Source organism: Microbacterium sp. CFBP 13617 (assembly GCF_014839445.1).
Lineage (GTDB): Bacteria > Actinomycetota > Actinomycetes > Actinomycetales > Microbacteriaceae > Microbacterium.
Window position 1 is genome coordinate 722,203 of the sequence record NZ_JACYNW010000002.1, and the last position, 18,037, is coordinate 740,239.

The window sequence follows — 18,037 nt, forward strand, 5'->3', positions numbered from 1 at the left end:
CGGGATTCCTCGGAATCCCGCCCCTTTCCGGCACCTCAGGAGGCCGGGTCGTCCTTCAGCAGCTCGTGACGGAGCTCGCGGCGCGCAGCCTGGACCTCGACATCGGGCACCGGGATCGCGGCGATGAGTCGCTGCGTGTACTGCTGCTTCGGTGCGCGCAGGATCTGATCGCGGGTGCCCTGCTCGGCGATCTTGCCGCGGTTGAGCACCACGATGCGATCTGCCATCGCATCCACCACGGCGAGGTCGTGGCTGATGAACAGGCACGCGAAACGGTGCTCCTTCTGCAGCTCGCTGAGAAGTTCGAGCACGCGGGCCTGCACGGAGACGTCGAGCGCGCTCGTGGGCTCGTCGGCGACCAGCAGACGCGGCTGCAGCGAGAGGGCGCGCGCGATGCCCACGCGCTGCTTCTGCCCGCCCGACAGCTCGTGCGGGTAACGGTTGCGGTAGCTGCGCGGAAGACGCACCTCGTCGAGCAGCTTCTCGATGCGCGCGTCGAGCTCGGCGCCCTTGGCCTCACCGGCGAGGAACAGCGGCTCGCCGATGGACTCGCCGATCGGCAGGCGCGGGTTCAGCGACGACGACGGGTCCTGGAACACGATGCCCACGCGGCGGCGCAGCGACTTGATGAGCTTGCGCGAACCGCTCGAGATGTCGACGCCGTCGACCACCAGACGACCGTCGGCGATGGGCTGCAGACCGATGGCGGCGCGGCCGATGGTCGACTTGCCCGACCCCGACTCTCCGACCAGTCCGACGATCTCGCCCTCGGCGATGCCCAGCGTGACGTCGTCGACGGCGCGGAAAGCGGCGACGCGTCCCTTCTTGCCGTACTCGATCGAGACGTTGTCGAGCTGCAGCACCGGGTGGGCGATCTCGGGGGCGGCGACGGCGAGGGCGATCGTCTCGGTGCGGGCGGGACCGCTGGCCACCGCGGTGGCCAAGGCCTCGACGACGTCGACCGTGGCTTCGCCCTCGAGGGTCTCGCCCAGGCGCGGGACCGAGGCCAGCAGTTCCTTCGTGTAGGCGTCCTGCGGGTCGCCCAGCACCTTCCCGGCGGGGCCCTGCTCGACGATGTCGCCGGACTTCATCACGACGATCCAGTCCGCGAGGTCGGCGACGACGCCCATGTCGTGCGTGATGAGCAGCACCGCGGAGTCGAGGCGGTCGCGCAGGTCGCGGATGAGATCGAGGATCTCGGCCTGCACGGTCACGTCGAGCGCGGTCGTGGGCTCATCGGCGATGAGCAGCGCCGGCTCCAGGCTGATCGACTGCGCGATCATGGCGCGCTGGCGCTGGCCGCCCGACAGCTGGTGCGGGTACGAGGCGAAGGCCTTCGCCGGGTCGGGGAGCCCGACCATCTCGAGCAGCTCCATCGCGCGGGCCTTGGCCTGCGTGGGAGCGATCGGGGTGTGCGCGCGCAGCGCCTCGATGATCTGCGACCCCACCGTCAGCACGGGGTTCAGGGCCGTCATCGGCTCCTGGAAGATCGCCGCGACCTCGGGACCGCGCAGCTGCCGCATCTGCGACGCCGACAGGCCGGTGACCTCACGGCCGTTGACCTTGATGCTGCCGGTGACGCGGCTGTTGCGCGGCAGCAGGTCGAGCACGGCCATCGAGCTGACGCTCTTGCCCGAGCCCGACTCGCCGACCACCGCGACGACCTGGCCGCGCGCGATCGAGTAGGTGAGGTGCTTCGCGGCGGGAACCCACACGTCGTCGACCGCGAAGTCGACGCTGACGTCGGTCATCTCGAGGGCGGGGATGGCCGCCTTCTCGGTCGTGCTCATGAGAATGTCCTCTCGGTCCCGCCGAGCGGGAGTGAGTGATCGGGGAATGAAAGAATCGGAGGATGCCACGCCAGACGTTCCGTTCGACGTTCACCCGAGTCCTGTGCGGCATCGTCTGGGCGATCATCGCCGTCGTAGCGATCGGTCTGCTCGTCACGCCCGGGGCGAGCGAGGCGCCCGCCCTCGTGATCGTGGGCGCGCTGGGAGCGGCCGCCCTGGTCACCGGCATCCTGTGGTCGCCCTCGGTGTCCGTCGACGACGACGGCGTGCAGGTCGACAACATCGCCCTGCGCTACCTCGTGCCGTGGGCGGCGCTCATCCACGTCGACACGCGGTACTCGCTGCAGCTGCACACGCCCGGACGTCGCATCGGCGTCACCGCCGCACCGGCGCCCGGCGCGACCGGATCGCTCCGCGCCGCCCGCGCCCACCGCCGCAGCGACAGCCCGTCGACGCCGCAGACGCGCCCCGGCGAGCTGCCGAACACCGACTCCGGACGCGCCGCCGAGATGGTGCGCACCCGCTGGCACGCCCTGCGCGAAGCCGGACGCATCGAGGCGGGTGTCGCCGAGAGCGTCCGTGTGCACGTGGGCGTCCGCACGGGCAACCTCGTGCTGCTCGTGGCCGGCGCGGCCGGTCTCGTCGCGGCGGTCGCCCTGGGCTGACACCCGCGCGAAGGCGAGCGTCATGACGACGGGGTCTCCGGGTGCACCCGCGCCTGCGTGCTCGCGGGAGCGGTGGTCGACGACGCCGAGGTCTCTTTCGTGCGACGCAGCGAGAAGCGCTTCTGACGCGGGTCGAACGCGTCGCGCAGGCCGTCGCCGACGAAGTTGACCAGCACCGCCAGCAGCACGATGAACACGGCGGGCCACCAGAACAGCCAGGGGCGGGTCGAGAACGCGGACTGGTTGTCGGAGATGATCAGACCCAGCGACACGTCGGGCGGGCGCACGCCGAGCTGCAGGTAGCTCAACGCGGTCTCGAGCAGGATCGCCGAGGCGGCGAGAAGCGTCGCCGCCACGATGACCACGCCGATGGCGTTGGGCAGGATGTGCTTGAAGATGATGCGCGCGTCGCTGGCGCCCGCCACGCGGGCGGCCTCGACGAACTCGCGCTCGCGCAGCGACAGGAACTCGGCGCGCACCAAGCGGGCGATCGTCGTCCACGACACCATCGCGAGGAAGAACGCCAGCGGGATCACACCGAGGCCGCCCGTCGCGCGACCGACGACGGCGCCGATCACGATGATCGGGATGACGATGAACACGTCGGTGATGCGCATGAGGACGGCATCCACCCAGCCGCGGTAGTACCCGGCGAGGGCGCCGATGACGGTGCCGACCGTGGTGCCCACGAAGCTGATGATGATCATCACGAGGATCGAGTTCTGGATGCCGCGCATCGTCATCGCGAAGTAGTCGATGCCGATGCGGTCCTGACCGAACGGGTGCTCGCCCAGCGAGAAGGGGAAGACCGACAGCGTCGGCGCCCCGCCGTCGTTCTGCGGGTTCAGCGACGTGTAGTCGTATTTCCACCAGCCCGGGATGGGCCCCAGGCCGATCGCCGAAATCGAGAAGATCGCCAGCAGCACGAACAGGATGCCGGAGACGACGGAGATCTTGTTCGACAGGAAGCGACGCAGGACGAGCCGTCCCTGGCTCACCCCGACGGTGTCGCGCTCGTCGGCCGGGACCGGCGCATCGACGTTCGCGGGTTCGGGAAGCATCTGAGTCATCGGGAGACCTCCGGGAATCGGACGGCGGCGATCATGCGACCACTCGCACTCGGGGGTCGAGCGCCGCGTAGGCGAGATCGGCCAGGAAGTTGAAGACGATGGCGGTGATCGCGATGACGATGAAGTAGCCCATCACCGGGTTCACGTCCACACGCTGGATGGAGGTCACGAACAGCTGACCCATGCCCGAGATCGCGAAGACCTTCTCGGTGATGACCGCGCCACCCAAGAGGGCTCCGACGTCGGTTGCAACGAGCGTCACGATCGGGATGAGCATGTTGCGCAGGCCGTGGCGCAGGATGACCGTCCGCTCCGGCAGACCCTTGGCGCGGGCCGTGCGGATGAAGTCCTGGTTCATCACCTCGAGCATGCCCGCGCGGGCGTAGCGCGTGTATCCCGCGAACGAGATCAGCAGCAGCGAGATCGTCGGGAGCAGCAGGTGCGTGAAGCTGTCGATGCCCGTGATCCACATGTCGCCGTTGAACCCGGGGGTGACGGCACCGACCGTCGCGATGGGGCGACCGTTGATGCGCGGGTTGTTGACGTATGCCGGCCACGACTGCATGTAGCGGTCGAGGATCACGAGCGCGAACGACAGGAACGCCACGAGGCCGCCGATGCGCGCGGTCATTCCGCGGTCGGGGGCGCCGAGCAGGTAGCCCGTGGCGAGACCGACGACCACGGCGACCAGGCCGATGATGATGATCGTCGCGGGCGTGGAGATGTCGAACAGTCCCTGCAGCAGGAAGAAGCAGAGGTACGAGATCGCGCCGTTGAGCGCCGCGACGATGAGGGCGCGACGGTTGGTGAGCCCGGCGATGAGGGCCGTGACGATGACGACCACACCGGCGATGATCAGCAGCAAACCCACGGGGCCGAACCCGGGGTTGCGGAACCAGTCGGTGACGTTGAAGTACACCAGCAGCGCCACGGTCGCCGCGGCGGCGGTGGCGCCGACGATCAGGCGACGACGCGCCTCGCCGCCGATCATGGCCTGCCAGACGACGGCGGACACGACCGCCAGGAGGACGATCACCCAGATCGGGATCGAGGTGGCCGACTCGAGGAAACTGTTGAAGCCGAGGGCCAGGAACTCCTTCAGCAGCACCGCCACGAGGAACGACGGCAGCGAGAAGAGGAAGAAGCTCAGCAGCGTGATGCCGAAGTCGAAGCCGCTGTACTGGCGCAGGGCCGAGACGACACCGACCACGATGCCCAGCACGATCGCCAGCACGAACGACGCCGTCACGAGCTGGAGAGTGGAGCCGACCGCGGTGGGCAGGATGTCGAGGACGGGGGCATTGCTGATCGTCAGGCCCAGGTTGCAGGTTCCGGCGAAGGGGATGAGGCAGCCGGCGGCGCCGCCCAGCCAGAGGAAGTAACGCAGCGGCGCGGGCACGTTCAGATCGAGCGCGGCGACGCGGGCGGCGATCAGCTGGTCGCGGTTGGCGGCGGTGCTGTCGCGGAGGTCCTGGAGGGGGTCGCCGGCGTTGGCGGCGAGCACGTACATGATGAACGATGCTGCAAGCAGAACCAGGATCGAGACGGCGATGCGCCTGAGAATGAATCCGACCATCGCGGGAGGTCTTCTTTCGATCGGGTGACGGACGCGGAGACGGCGCCCTGGAAAGGATAGTCGCGGGCGCGGCGCAGAGAGCGCGCCGCGCGCAGACGAAGTGAGGCGCCGGAGCCGAGCGACTCCGGCGCCTCACGAGGGATCAACGGGTCATCAACCCGCGAGCGTCCACTCCTGTGCGTTCCAGACGATGCCGGTCTGGCCGCCGAAGTAGTCGACGCCCGTCACGGAACCGTTGTCAGCGAACAGACCGGGCGACTGGAACAGCGGCAGACCGTAGAAGTCCTTCGCCGTGGCCGTGTCGATCTGCACCTTGAGGTCGGCCAGCTTGGTCGTGTCGACCGTGACCTGGGTCTCGTCGACGAGGGTGTCGACGGCCGAGTTGCTGTAGTTGTTGTAGTTACCGCCGCCGCCGCTCTTGAAGATCTGCGGGAGCGCGGCGTTACCGGCACCGGGCGAGACCCAACCGAAGATCGACGCGTCGTAGCTGCCGCTGCCCAGGAGCTTGCTCCAGTCGGGCGAACCGGCGTCCTCGATCACGAAGCCGGCCTGCTGCGCCGACTGCTGGATGGCGCGGAAGCTGTCGACACGGTTCGGGTTGTTGGTGTTGTAGAGGATGCGAACGGTCGGGGTGGCACCGTTGAGCAGCGCCTTGGCGCCCTCGATGTCGGGCTCGGTGAACGCGTCGTATCCGCTCGAGGAGACGGCGGTGGTGTACTGGTCGCCGTCGGTGGGCAGGAAGATCTGCGAGTTGAGCACGTTGGCGTCGGGGTTGACCGGCTTGATGATCGAGTCGAGGATCTGCTGACGCGGGATCGTCTTGAGGAAGGCCTCACGGACGTTGGCGTCGGCGAAGACACCGCCGAAGGTCAGGTCGACGTGGTCGTACGCGAGCTGGCTGCCCGAGTGGACCGTGGCGTTCGCGTTCTCGAGCGCGGTCAGCGTGTCGGCGGAGGCCTGCGGCTGGATGGCCTGGACCTCACCGTTCTGGAGCGCCGTGACCTGAGCGTTCGAGTCGCCGATGAAGCGGATGATCAGCTGGTCGTACGCGGGCGACATCTCGCCCTTGTAGTTGGGGTTCTTGCCCAGCGTGATGCTCTGCTCGGGCGTGAAGTCGGTCACGATGAACGGACCGCTCGCGACGAGCAGGCTCTGGTCGGTCGGCATGGCGGTGACGTCGTAGCCGGTGTTCCAGAAGTCGGCCGCGGCCTTGAGCGTCGCGTTGGGCGCGACGGGCGCGTCGGGGTTGCCCTCGGGCAGCGACTTGAGCAGGTCGACGAACTCGGACTCCGACACGCCGGCCTTCTCGGCGAGCACGTGGGCCGGCTTGCCGATCGGGTTGACGAGCTCGTAGTCCACGAAGGGCTGCGAGTACACCAGCGTCATCGACATGTTGTCGTCGCTGATCGTGGGGAAGGCGGTGGTGTCGAGACCCGCGGTGCTGCCGGCGAGGCTGAAGTACTGCGTGCCGCCGTTGGTGACCTCGCTGGTGGCGGGGTCGAGCTTGGCGTCGTCGAAGTAGCCCGAGTTGATGGCCCAGTTGACGAGCATGTCATCGGCGTTGATGGGCTCGCCATCCGACCAGGTGAGACCCTCGTTGATCGTGTACTTGACCGTGAGGGGGTCCTCGGAGACCGTCTCGTACGTGCCGAAGTCGGTGTTGTCGAGGATCGAGAAGTCCTTATCGAGGCGCTGGAAGCCACCGAGGCCCAGGCCGCCGCTGACACCGGTCAGGTAACCGACCATGCCGTTGGTGTCGAGGTTGGCCTCGGGGGTGTCGCCGTTGAACGAGGTGAACGCGTTCGTCGTGGCGATGGTGACGGTGCCGCCGGTGGACGACGCACCGCCCTCGGGGGTGGCGGTGGTGGTGCAACCGGCAAGGGCCAGAGCCGCGACCGCGACTCCTGCTCCCGCCGTAAGGGCGCGCATGCGCCGAGTCTTTTCAGACACTTTGCCTCCAGTGCAGAGTGGACGGGCACCCCCGACACACGAGTGGCAGGGGGAAGCCGTGGATACCGAAACGATAGATAAAGGCTTCCGGATGGTCAAAACTCCTGGGCAATTCGTTACAGACCTTTAACTTGAGCGCGGTTGCGTAGAGCATTCTGACAACCCCGTTCTGTGTCATCCCCGGAAGCGGCCGAGCATCCCCCGCCGATGCTCGTGCGCGCACCCATCGGTCATCGCCCGCCGGTGTTAGATACACGGTGTGACCCGGCATCCGTTCTCCGCCCCGCCCTCCCTCGGCGAGGGCGACGCGACATATCGACGACGACGACTGATGTGGGAGATCGCCCTCGTCCTACTCGTCACCGTGGGCCAGTCCGCGATCTACTCGGTGGTGTCGTTCGTGCGCACCGTGACCCGGGCGCCCATCTCGCAGCAGCAGACGCAGTTGAATCCGTCGCGCAGCGCCGAACCGCTCTGGGACGCCGTCTACCAGTTCCTGGACATCGCGTTCTCGCTGGCTCTGGTCGCGCTCGTCGTCTTCCTCTTGTGGGAGCCGGCGAACAATGCGCTGCACCGGATCGGCCTGGATTTCCGGCGGTTCGGCAGCGACATTCTGCGCGGGGTGCTGCTGCTTTTGCTGATCGGCGTTCCGGGGATCGGGGTGTACGCGATCGGACGCGCGCTCGGCCAGAGCATCGCCGTCGTTCCGGCACCCCTGGACTCGTCGTGGTGGGTCATCGCTCTGCTGGTGCTCGCGGCCCTTCGGGCGGGGCTCACCGAGGAGGTCATCTTCCTCGGGTACCTCTTCGACCGCCTGCGACGCCTCGGCTGGTCGTGGACGGGGATCATCGTGTCGACGGCGTTGCTGCGCGGCAGCTATCACCTCTACCAGGGGTGGCCCTCGGCGCTGGGCAACGTCGTCATGGGACTCGTGTTCGGCTGGTGCTACAAGCGCTGGGGCCGCGTCATGCCGCTCGTCGTGGCGCACACGATCATCGACATCGTGGCCTTCGTGGGCTACCCGCTGGCAGCGGCGTGGTGGCCCGCGATCTTCGCCCCGCCGACCCCCGCGGTCACGCCCACACCGTCGCCGACCGTCACCCCGTGACGCCCCGCGGGCGGCACGAATCGCGCTGAATCGGCGACGGTCGGGCCGCCACGCCCGACCTCGCGATCAGGGCTGCGGCGGCGTCCAGGTCCAGAATGCGGGCGGCAGGCCGTTCGGTTGCGACGTGTAGGCCACTCCCCCGACGCCGGCGGCGGTCACGACCGCGCCCGTGCGCTCGAGCAGGGGCACCCCGGCGTACGCGGTGAACAGCGACTGATCGATCTTCTTCGCCGCGGCGAGCACGTCGACCGGGTCGGTGTCGTTCGTGAGTCCGGCGAACAGGCGCGCGGTGTCGGGCCCGTCGACCCCCTCGGCGATCCGATCGCGCGCCGAGCGGTACAGGCTCTCGTCTTCTCCGACCCAGGCGAGGGTGGCATCCGGAGTCTCGGTCTCGGTCGCGACGCGCACGGCGATGCCCGCGGTCGCCCCCATCGTCACCATGCGCGCGAAGACCTGCGCCGAGGTCTCGTCGGTGGCGTCGTACCCCACCCGCAGCACCGCGGCGCGGTCGTCGAGCGCCTCGCGCGCACCGTCGACGTCGCTCCCCGTTCCCGGCGCACCGTTGCCCGAGGTGAGGTCGCGGTAGAGCTGACCGGCCGCGGGCGACGACAGGAACGACTGCAGCGGCTGCGCGTCGGGCCGCACGGTGCCCAGCGCGTCCTTCACAATCACCGAGCGGTCGAGCGAACGCGAGGTGGCCTCTCGCAGGGCGGGGGCGGTGCCGTTGGCGAACCGCAGCTGCAGGGTCTCGGTGGTGGGCCCGGTGACCACCTGCAGACCGGCGTCGGTGAGCGTCTTCAGCTCGTCCTCGTCGAGGTCGCCGATGTTCGCCACGTCGACCATTCCCGCCTCGATCGCCGAGAGCTGCGCCGCACGATCCGCGAAGAAGCGCACCGTGAGACCCTCGAGCCCGGGGAAGTGCGCGCCCTGGTAGCTGTCGCGCCGGGCCAGGGTGAGGGTGTCCGTCGTGGCCGAAGCGACGGTCCAGGGGCCGGCGGCGACGACGGATGCCGGATCGGGAGCCGTTCCCGCGGGCACGTCGAAGCCCGTGTTCCAGGCCTGCGCGGCGGCCGCCAGCACGGGGTTGGGGGCGACGGGCGCCGTCGGGTCGCCCTCGGGGACCGTGAGGATGGCGGTGAGCAGGTCCTTCACGCTGACCCCGGCGCGCTGCGCGACGACGTGGACCGGCCGATCGAGCAGCCACTGGCGGTTCCAGTCGGCGAACGGCTCGTCATAGGTGAGGGTCAGGGTGTCGGCGGCACGGTCGATGCTCGGGCGCGCCGTGCGCGCGTTGGGGTCGGCGGGGGCTGCGGTGTCGAAGTACCGCGTGCCCGAGACGATCTGCCCGGTGGCGTCGTACGTGGCGTCATCGAAGAAGTGCGACGACACCGCCCAGCCGAACAGCAGGTCGTCGAGGGTGACGGGCGTGCCGTCCGACCACGTGCGGTCGGTGAACAGCTCGTAGCTGACCTTCAAGGGGTCCCCCTCGACGCGGGTGATGCGTCCGAGGCCGTCGTTCGGTACGACCTGCAGGTCGCCGTCGAGCGAACCGAGTTGCTCGTCGAGCAGCTCGGACACCGCACGGTTGGCCGCCGTGTCGCCGGTGCGACTCTCGGCGTTGAAGCTCGTGAGGCTGCCGACCACGCCGACCGTGAGGCTGGTGCGTGCCTCCGGCTCGGGCGCGGGTGCCGCGTCGGGCGCAGCGCACCCGGCGAGCACGATGGCGCAGGCGGCGAGCAGGGCGATCGACCGCCCCCGTCCGCGTCGTCGTCGAGTCGGTCGTGAGTGGTCAGTCAGCCCGTGGTGCACACCCGAACTGTACTAAACGCCTCCTGTGCGAACCCCCGTCCGGGCCGTGGGCGAACGATCCGGCGGCGATCCCGGAATCCGGCCGGGATCGCCGCCGCACTCACTCAGCGCTCAGGCGAACGCCTCCGGCGGAGGGCAGGAGCACACGAGGTTGCGGTCGCCGTACGCCTGGTCGATGCGGCGTACCGGGGGCCAGTACTTGCCGCGGATCAGAGAACGCACGGGGTACACCGCGGTCCCGCGCGAGTACGCGTGCTTCCACTCGCCCACGACCACCGTCTCGGCGGTGTGCGGCGCGTTCACGAGCGGGTTGTCGTCGGCGGGCCACTCCCCCGCGGCGACGGCGTCGGCCTCGTGCTTGATCGCGATCATGGCATCCACGAACCGGTCGAGCTCGGCGAGGTCCTCACTCTCGGTCGGTTCCACCATGAGGGTGCCGGCGACCGGGAACGACATCGTCGGGGCGTGGAAGCCGTAGTCGATCAGACGCTTGGCCACGTCGTCGACGGTGACCCCGGTCTGCTCCTTGAGGGGACGCAGGTCGAGGATGCACTCGTGCGCGACCAGACCGCCCTCGCCCGCGTACAGCACCGGGTAGTGCTCGCGCAGGCGCACGGCGATGTAGTTGGCCGACAGCACGGCCGCGGCCGTGGCCTGGCGAAGCCCCTCGGCCCCCATCATGCGCACGTACGCCCACGAGATGGGCAGGATCCCCGCCGACCCGTGCGGCGCGGCCGACACCGGTCCCCCGTCGAACACACCACCGGCGTGGTCGGCGCGCTGCGAGAACGGATGCGAGGGAAGGAACGGCGCGAGGTGCGCCTTCGCGGCGACCGGGCCGACGCCCGGGCCCCCACCGCCGTGCGGGATCGCGAACGTCTTGTGCAGGTTGAGGTGCGACACGTCGCCGCCCAGGTCGCCGAAGCGGGCGAAGCCGAGCAGCGCGTTGAGGTTCGCCCCGTCGACGTACACCTGTCCACCGGCGTCGTGCACGGCCTGGGTGATCTCGAGCACGTCGTGCTCGTACACGCCGTGGGTCGAGGGGTACGTGATCATCAGCGCCGAGAGGGACTCGGCGTGCTGGGCGATCTTGGCCCGCAGATCGTCGAGGTCGACGTTCCCCGCCTCGTCGCACGCGACGACGACGACCTTCATGCCCGCCAGGATCGCCGAGGCCGCGTTCGTGCCGTGCGCCGACGAGGGGATGAGGCACACCGTGCGCTCGGTGTCGCCGTTCGCGAGGTGGTAGCCGCGGATGGCGAGGAGTCCCGCGAGCTCGCCCTGCGAGCCGGCGTTCGGCTGCAGCGAGACGGCGTCGTAGCCGGTGACCTCGGCGAGCCAGCGCTCGAGCTGCTCGATCATCTCGAGGTAGCCGTGCACGTCGGCCTCGGGGGCGAACGGGTGCACGCGCGAGAACTCCGGCCACGACACCGCGGCCATCTCGGTCGCCGCGTTCAGCTTCATCGTGCACGACCCCAGCGGGATCATGCCGCGATCGAGCGCGTAGTCGCGATCGGCGAGGCTCTTGAGGTACCGCATCATGGCCGTCTCGCTGCGGTGAGCATGGAAGACGGGGTGCGTGAGGTACTCGTCGTCGCGGTGCAGCGCCTCGTCCACGCCGCGGAGGGCGACGCCCTCGGGCAGGTCGTCGCTCGCGAGGCCGAACGCGTCGAGGACGGCCGCGAGGTCGGCATCCGTCGTCGTCTCGTCCACCGAGACCCCCACGGTCGCATCGTCGACCCACAGCAGCTGATAGCCGCGCTCGCGCGCCCGGTCGACCACGTCTTGGGCGCGCCCCGGCACGTGCACGCGCACGGTGTCGAAGAACGCGTCGCTCGCCAGCGTCAGGTCGTACGAACGCAGGGCGGATGCCAGGATGTCGGCCTTCCGCGCGACGCGCGTCGCGATCCCCCGCAGCCCCTGCGGCCCGTGGTACACCGCGTACATCGCCGCCATCACGGCCAGCAGCACCTGGGCGGTGCAGATATTCGAGGTCGCCTTCTCGCGACGGATGTGCTGTTCGCGCGTCTGCAGCGACAGGCGGTACGCGGGGGCTCCCACGGCATCCTGCGACACGCCCACGAGGCGGCCGGGGAGCTGGCGTTCGAGGCCCGCGCGCACGGCCATGTAGCCCGCGTGCGGTCCCCCGAAGCCGAGCGGAACGCCGAAGCGCTGGGTCGTCCCGACCGCGACGTCGGCGCCGAGGGCGCCGGGCGAACGCAGCAGGGTCAGGGCGAGCAGGTCGGCCGCGGCCACGACCAGGCCACCGGCGGCGTGCACCGTGTCGGCGACGGCCGAGAAGTCCCACACGCGCCCCGTGGCGCCGGGGTACTGCACGAACGCACCGAACGCCTCGGGCAGCTCCCCCGCGAACGAGGTCTCCTCGATGCGGATGCCGACGGCCGCGGCGCGGTGGTGCAGCAGCGCCTTGGTCTGCGGCAGGGCATCGACGTCGACGAGGAAGACGTCGGTCTTCGCCTTCGACGCCCGGCGCGCGACGAGCATGCCCTCGACGACCGCGGTCGACTCGTCGAGCATCGAGGCGTTCGCCGTGGCGAGACCCGTCAGGTCGGTCACCATCGTCTGGAAGTTGATGAGAGCTTCGAGCCGACCCTGCGAGATCTCGGGCTGGTAGGGCGTGTACGCGGTGTACCACGAGGGGTTCTCGAGCACGTTGCGGGCGATCACCGAGGGGGTGAAGGTGTCGTAGTACCCCAGCCCGATCAGCGGTCGCGCCGAGCGGTTCGCGGAGGCGAGCTCCCGCAGCTCCGCGAGCGCCTCGGCCTCGGTGGCCGCGGTCGGGATCGAGCTGGTCGCGCGCTGCTGCACGTGGATGGATGCCGGGACGGCGGTCTCGACGAGCGCCTCGACGCTGTCGTACCCGACGACCTCGAGCATGCGGGCCTGGGCGTCGGCGTCGATGCCGATGTGGCGATCGACGAAGACGGCGGGCGCGGCGGTATCGGTCCGCGGGGGGAGAAGAGTGCTCATGCGGTGAGGCCCTCGTAGGCGGCGCGGTCGAGGAGGTCGCCGGGCAGCTCGCCCTCGACGCGGATCTTGATGAGCCAGCCCCCGGCGAAGGGTTCGGCGTTCACGAGAGAGGGGTCGTCGACCACGGCGTCGTTCACCTCGACGACTGTGCCAGTCAGGGGTGCGTAGAGCTCGCCGACCGACTTGGTCGATTCGATCTCGCCGCAGACGTCGCCGGCCGAGACCGCGGAGTCGGCGCCGGGCAGCTCGACGAAGACGACGTCGCCGAGCTTGTCGGCGGCGAAGTCGGTGATGCCGACGGTCGCGATGTCCCCCTCGAGGGAGATCCACTCGTGCTCGGACGTGTAGCTGAGGGCGGTGAGGTCGGTCATGCGTTTCTCCGATAGAAGGGAAGGGCGGTGACGGTGGCGGGAATGCGGGTTCCGCGCACGTCGATGGTCAGTTCGGTTCCGGGCTCGCTCGCCGACGGCGCGACGAATGCCATGGCCACGGGGTGGCCGAGGGTGGGGCTGAGGGCACCGCTGGTGATCTCGCCGACGGTGTCGTCGCCGCGGAGCACGGAGTAACCGGCGCGGCCCGCGCGACGGCCCTCCGACACGAGCCCGACGAGCACGGGGGCGTCGGCGGGGCTCGACGCCACGCCGTCCTTGCCGACGAACGCCTCTTTGTCGACGGCGACGACGCGGCCGAGGCCGGCCTGCGCGGGAACGATGTCGCGCGAGAGCTCGTGGCCGTACAGCGGCATGCCCGCCTCGAGGCGCAGCGTGTCGCGCGCGGCGAGGCCGCAGGGGACGAGTCCGCGATCGGCGCCCGCGGCGAGCGCGGCGTCCCAGAGGGCGCCGGCCTGGGCGGTGGGGATGAGCAGCTCGTAGCCGTCCTCGCCGGTGTACCCGGTGCGGGCCACGAACAGCGAGGCGCCCTGGAAGGTGCCGTCGGTCCAGGCGTAGTAGCCCAACTCGTCCAGAGCGGTGCCGGTGATCTCGACCCCCGGGGTGGAGCTCAGGATGCCGAGGGCCTCGGGGCCCTGGAGGGCGATGAGCGCGAGCTGATCGGTGACGTCTTCGACCCGCGGGATCGCCCCACCGGACGTCACGGCGTAATCGGTGCCCTCGAGGGGGCCGTCGAGGAACGCCTGCGCCGACGACCACGTGGCACGGGCACCGTCGAACGCCGCGGCCACGGCATCCCGGTTCCCGGCGTTCGCGATCACCAGGAAGTAGTCCTCACCGGTGCGGTAGACGATGACGTCGTCCACGATTCCGCCGTCGTCGGCCAGAACGAGGGAGTACTTGGCCTTGCCGATGCGCATCGTGGAGATGCGGCCGGCGAGCACGAAGTCGAGGAAGTCCGCGGCGCGGCCGCCCTGCACCCAGAACTCGGCCATGTGCGAGATGTCGAACAGGCCCGCGGCCGTGCGCACCGCGTGGTGCTCGGCGAGGTCGGAGGTGTAGCGCACGGGCATGTTCCAGCCGCCGAAGTCGGTGAACGAGGCGCCGAGGGCCTCGTGCCGATCGTGCAGCGGCGACGAGCGTGGAGGTGCGGGGGTGTCGGTCATGAGTTCTGCCGTTCGCGATGACGGACAGACGCCGGTCGGCGCCTGGAGAACTCCCCCTCTGTCATGGGCCTGAGAGTTTCGCCACGGCATCCGTTCGATGAACAGGATGGCGGGCTTTCACCGTCGGCGGATCCGGCGCGGTGCACCCGGATCACTTTCCAGAGTGGCCCGATCGACGCGGTACGCGTACCTGAGAGATTGGCGGGGAGGCTTGCTCCTTCGGTGCCCGGCTGCATTCGCCGGAGCTCTCCCGCATCGATCATGGGGCCGGTGTGGACTTGTGGGGTCAGCCTAGCGGAGGCCCGCGGCGCTCTGTCCAGCCCCGCGGTGAACGACGCCGGATGCCGCGGCCTCGATCGCCCACGTCGCCCTCACCGCCGCGGGCCCCGGGCTCCCCTCACCCGGTGTACAGGGGCGTGGTGCTGGTGCGCCAGACGTCGATGTCGTCGCTGACCCTCCAGGCAACGGTGAGCGGCTGGACGTCGGCCGAGGGCACGACACTGTCGAGGGCGATGTCCCACCGACGCTGCGACTCGGAGGCCGCGGCGGAGGCGGTGACCTCCGTCGTGCCGATGTAGGCGACGATTCGATCCGGATCGCCCACGAGGCTGGCACCGTCCTCGGCGCCGTCTCCCCGATCGGCGAAGACGATCGCGGCGGGTGCCGTGGGGTCCACGGGCGTCACGTCGCGGATGTCTTCGGGCCCGGAGGCGGGGTTCACCCACTCGTACGGGCTCTGCCCGGTGAGGGGAACGCCGGCATCGTCGATGCGGGGGCCTTCCGGCGTGTCCCGCACGATCCACGCATCGGCGTGGCGGTCGGCGACGGCGGTGACGAGGACCGCGCCGTCGACGGGCCCCGGCCCCGCGGTGATCACGCCGTCCGTTCCGAGATATCCGGTGGCGTCGTCGACGCGGACGAACCCGCCGACGGCCGTGTCGGCGAACCGTTCGGCGGGCCCCGCGATCGACTGCGCCCCCTCGGACAGCAGCGTGTAGGCGTCGGCGAAACGCTCCTCCTGGAACGCCGTCAGGTAGTCCTCGACGAGGCTCACGGCCTCCGATTCGCTCACCCCGTCGGCGGAGGGCGAAGCCGGGGCCGCGGACGTCGCGGTCGTGCCGCTCGGAGATGCGGGCGGGGCCGAGGCGGAAGGCGCGGAGCTGCTTTCTCCGACGCAGCCCGCGAGGAGCAGGACGGCCGCCGAGGCGGCGAGGGCGGTGGACACCGTGCGAAGCGTTGTCTTCTGGCTCATCCCTCCACGGTAGGAAACGGCGACGGCCGCCGGCTGCCCGGTTGTCCGCGAGCACCGGATGTGGAAGGGTCCGCCCCCGGCGCGGGGCCCTCGCCCCGGCACCCCGTTCAGCGGCGCGTGCAGCTTCCCGAGGCGACGGGCGCCGACAGGGCGTCCATCTGCGCCATCACGGGGAGCAGCTCGGCGGGGGTCATCGCGTAGCCGACGTTGTCGTCGGTGTCGCTGCGGGCGAAGACGATGCCCGCGATCTCACCCGACGTCGTCAGCAGGGGTCCCCCCGAGTTCCCCGGTCGAACCACCGCGGCCAGCGCGTAGATGTCGCGCGGCACCGAGGAGGTGTCGTAGATGTCGGGAACGGGGACGGTGCCCGACGACAGCACCTGGGCGCTGCCCGAGGTGAACGGTCCCCCGCCCGGGTATCCCTGCACCACGGCGGAAGCCCCCACTTCGAGGGTCGCGGAGATCGGCAGGGGCGCGGCATCGAGACCGTCGACCGAGACCACGGCGATGTCGTCGGTCGGGTCGAAGTAGACCACTCGCCCCTCGCGCGCCGGGCGGCCGGGCAGCTCGACGAGGGGCGTGTCGACGCCGGCGACGACGTGCGCGTTGGTGACGATGCGGTCGGCCGCCACGACGAAGCCCGAGCCGCTCGAGGTGATGCCGCAGGCGTAGGCGGTGCCCGAGATCCGCGCGACCGACTGCGCGGCCTGCGTCAGCGCGGGGTCGTCGAGGGCGACCGCCGGGGCGCTCGGCACGGGCCCGATCTGGATGAGCTCGCCGAGGCGGGGGATCCCCTCGGCGAAGACCGTTCCGCGCAACTCGGCGAGCGCGCCGCGCACGGGGGCGGGGGTGAGGTCGTCGATCGTGCGGATGACCGCCGACGAGCCCAGCGCCGCCGACACGACGGGAACGCCGACCGGGGTGAGCGATCCGGCGACGAACGACACGGCGAGCGCGGCCGCGGCGACGTTGACGACCCCACCGAGCAGACGCTCGGGAACGCGGAGCTTGATGCGGTCGGCGCCCCGACGAAAGAAGCCGCCGAGGGCGCTGCCGAGACCCGAGCCGATGAGCAGCAGCAGGATGCCGGCGCCGATCATCGCGGGGCCCCGCCAGGCCGGCTCGGTGATCCACTGGCCGACGAACGGCGTCACCCAGTACGCGGCGACGGCGCCGACCGCGAGGCCGGCGAAGAAGCCGATCGTGGCGAGGAAACCTCGCGAGAGGCCCGTGATGAGCGCGATCGCCAGAAGGGCGATCAGAACGATGTCGATGATCGGCATCCGACCTCCCCAATCCGACTCTCACGCTAAGCCGCGCGTCTGAGAGAACCCTTTCGACGCGCCCGCTCCTCCATCCCGCGGTCGCCGCGGTTCGGGGCGCGATTGGCGCATTGGGGCGGATATCGCCCGCCCCAGTGCGCCAATCGTGCCCCGAACCGCCCACTCGGCCATGACCCGCCGACCCGTCACCGCGGACGGCGGTCAGCGATTCGCCCTTCGGGTCGGGATGACACTAAGATCGATCCCGGAGATATGGTCACCATGACACGAACCCCTGAGCCCGAGTCCCGCGACGCCGACGTGCGCGTCGCGGTGTCGACCGTGATCTTCAGCGTGCGCCGCGGCGCCGACGACGAACCCGTCCTGTCGCTCCCCCTGGTGCGCCGCACCCGCGACCCCTTCGACGGGCGGTGGGCCCTGCCGGGCGGCTGGCTCGACGCGACCGAAGAGCTCGACACGGCGGCATCCCGGACCCTCGCCGAGACCACCGGGCTGACCCCCAGCTACCTTGAGCAGCTGTACGCGTTCGGCGCCGTCGACCGCTCCCCCACCCGCGTGGTGTCGATCGTGTACTGGGCGCTGCTGCGCTCCGACGAGGTCGACGCGCAGGTCGCCGCCCACGCCCGCCAGGGCGACGCCCCCGAGAATGTCGAGTGGTTCGACGCGACCGCCCTGCCCGCTCTCGCCTTCGACCATGACCACATCGTCGAGTACACGCTGTGGCGCCTGCGCAACAAGGTCGGCTACAGCCGCATCGCGCACGGGCTGCTCCCCGACGAGTTCACGCTCGCCGACCTCCGCGAGGTCAACGAGACCATCCTCGGCAAACGCCTCGACCCGGCGAACTTCCGCCGCCAGGTCGACACGTCCGACACCCTCATTCCCACCGAGCGCTTCCGCACCGGAAGCCACCGCCCCGCCCGCCTGTACCGCTACAACCGCGATGTGGAGCTGGCCGACCGCGGCCCCCTCCCGTCCCGTCACTGAT

Annotated in this window: 13 protein-coding genes and 2 riboswitches; of the genes, 3 read left to right on the forward strand and 10 right to left on the reverse strand. The window is 70.2% G+C overall.

Annotated features, from left to right (window positions below):
• Positions 1-35 precede the first annotated feature (35 nt).
• Complete coding sequence (locus IFU40_RS08105; protein ID WP_191925986.1) at positions 36-1,790, reverse strand: dipeptide ABC transporter ATP-binding protein; 1,755 nt, start codon at positions 1,788-1,790, stop codon at positions 36-38.
• Positions 1,791-1,852: 62 nt separating this feature from the next.
• Here IFU40_RS08105 and IFU40_RS08110 point away from each other — a divergent pair, with 62 nt between their 5' ends.
• A complete protein-coding gene (locus IFU40_RS08110; protein WP_055836199.1) occupies positions 1,853-2,455 on the forward strand; it encodes a PH domain-containing protein in 603 nt (200 codons plus the stop codon).
• A 20-nt stretch (positions 2,456-2,475) separates the two neighbouring features.
• On the opposite strand, the gene IFU40_RS08115 is transcribed toward IFU40_RS08110, so the two are convergent.
• The 3 genes from IFU40_RS08115 to IFU40_RS08125 all read right to left on the reverse strand — a co-directional run bounded on the left by IFU40_RS08115 (position 2,476) and on the right by IFU40_RS08125 (position 7,030).
• Positions 2,476-3,525: an ABC transporter permease gene (locus IFU40_RS08115; protein WP_055836196.1), complete on the reverse strand. Its 1,050-nt coding sequence runs from the start codon at positions 3,523-3,525 to the stop codon at positions 2,476-2,478.
• Positions 3,526-3,556: 31 nt separating this feature from the next.
• On the reverse strand, positions 3,557-5,101 hold the full coding sequence (locus tag IFU40_RS08120) for an ABC transporter permease (protein ID WP_055836193.1): 1,545 nt from the start codon (positions 5,099-5,101) through the stop codon (positions 3,557-3,559).
• A 153-nt stretch (positions 5,102-5,254) separates the two neighbouring features.
• A complete protein-coding gene (locus tag IFU40_RS08125; RefSeq protein WP_070409696.1) occupies positions 5,255-7,030 on the reverse strand; it encodes an ABC transporter family substrate-binding protein in 1,776 nt (591 codons plus the stop codon).
• A gap of 352 nt (positions 7,031-7,382) precedes the next feature.
• Here IFU40_RS08125 and IFU40_RS08130 point away from each other — a divergent pair, with 352 nt between their 5' ends.
• A complete protein-coding gene (locus tag IFU40_RS08130) occupies positions 7,383-8,159 on the forward strand; it encodes a CPBP family intramembrane glutamic endopeptidase (protein WP_083285894.1) in 777 nt (258 codons plus the stop codon).
• Between the two features lie 66 nt (positions 8,160-8,225).
• Here the strand turns inward: IFU40_RS08130 and IFU40_RS08135 are convergent, their stop codons facing one another.
• The 6 genes from IFU40_RS08135 to IFU40_RS08160 form a co-directional block, all read right to left on the reverse strand.
• Positions 8,226-9,968 carry an ABC transporter substrate-binding protein gene (locus IFU40_RS08135; protein ID WP_191925987.1) on the reverse strand — a complete coding sequence of 581 codons (1,743 nt, stop codon included), beginning with the start codon at positions 9,966-9,968 and terminating at the stop codon, positions 8,226-8,228.
• A gap of 111 nt (positions 9,969-10,079) precedes the next feature.
• On the reverse strand, positions 10,080-12,959 hold the full coding sequence (gene gcvP / locus IFU40_RS08140) for an aminomethyl-transferring glycine dehydrogenase (RefSeq protein WP_191925988.1): 2,880 nt from the start codon (positions 12,957-12,959) through the stop codon (positions 10,080-10,082).
• Positions 12,956-13,330, reverse strand: a complete 375-nt coding sequence (gene gcvH / locus IFU40_RS08145) for a glycine cleavage system protein GcvH (RefSeq protein ID WP_191914863.1) — start codon at positions 13,328-13,330, stop codon at positions 12,956-12,958. The genes gcvP and gcvH overlap by 4 nt, the downstream gene beginning before the upstream one ends.
• Positions 13,327-14,514, reverse strand: coding sequence for a glycine cleavage system aminomethyltransferase GcvT (locus IFU40_RS08150; protein ID WP_191925989.1), 1,188 nt, complete (start codon positions 14,512-14,514; stop codon positions 13,327-13,329). The genes gcvH and IFU40_RS08150 overlap by 4 nt, the downstream gene beginning before the upstream one ends.
• 48 nt (positions 14,515-14,562) lie before the next feature.
• A riboswitch (glycine riboswitch) is annotated at positions 14,563-14,682 on the reverse strand.
• Positions 14,683-14,777: riboswitch (glycine riboswitch) on the reverse strand.
• Positions 14,778-14,911: 134 nt separating this feature from the next.
• Positions 14,912-15,766, reverse strand: a complete 855-nt coding sequence (locus IFU40_RS08155) for a hypothetical protein (protein ID WP_191925990.1) — start codon at positions 15,764-15,766, stop codon at positions 14,912-14,914.
• Positions 15,767-15,873: 107 nt separating this feature from the next.
• Positions 15,874-17,049, reverse strand: coding sequence for a MarP family serine protease (locus IFU40_RS08160; RefSeq protein ID WP_191925991.1), 1,176 nt, complete (start codon positions 17,047-17,049; stop codon positions 15,874-15,876).
• Between the two features lie 261 nt (positions 17,050-17,310).
• On the opposite strand from IFU40_RS08160, the gene IFU40_RS08165 reads away from it, so the two are divergent.
• Positions 17,311-18,036 carry an NUDIX hydrolase gene (locus IFU40_RS08165; RefSeq protein ID WP_055837813.1) on the forward strand — a complete coding sequence of 242 codons (726 nt, stop codon included), beginning with the start codon at positions 17,311-17,313 and terminating at the stop codon, positions 18,034-18,036.
• The last annotated feature ends 1 nt before the right edge of the window (position 18,037 follow it).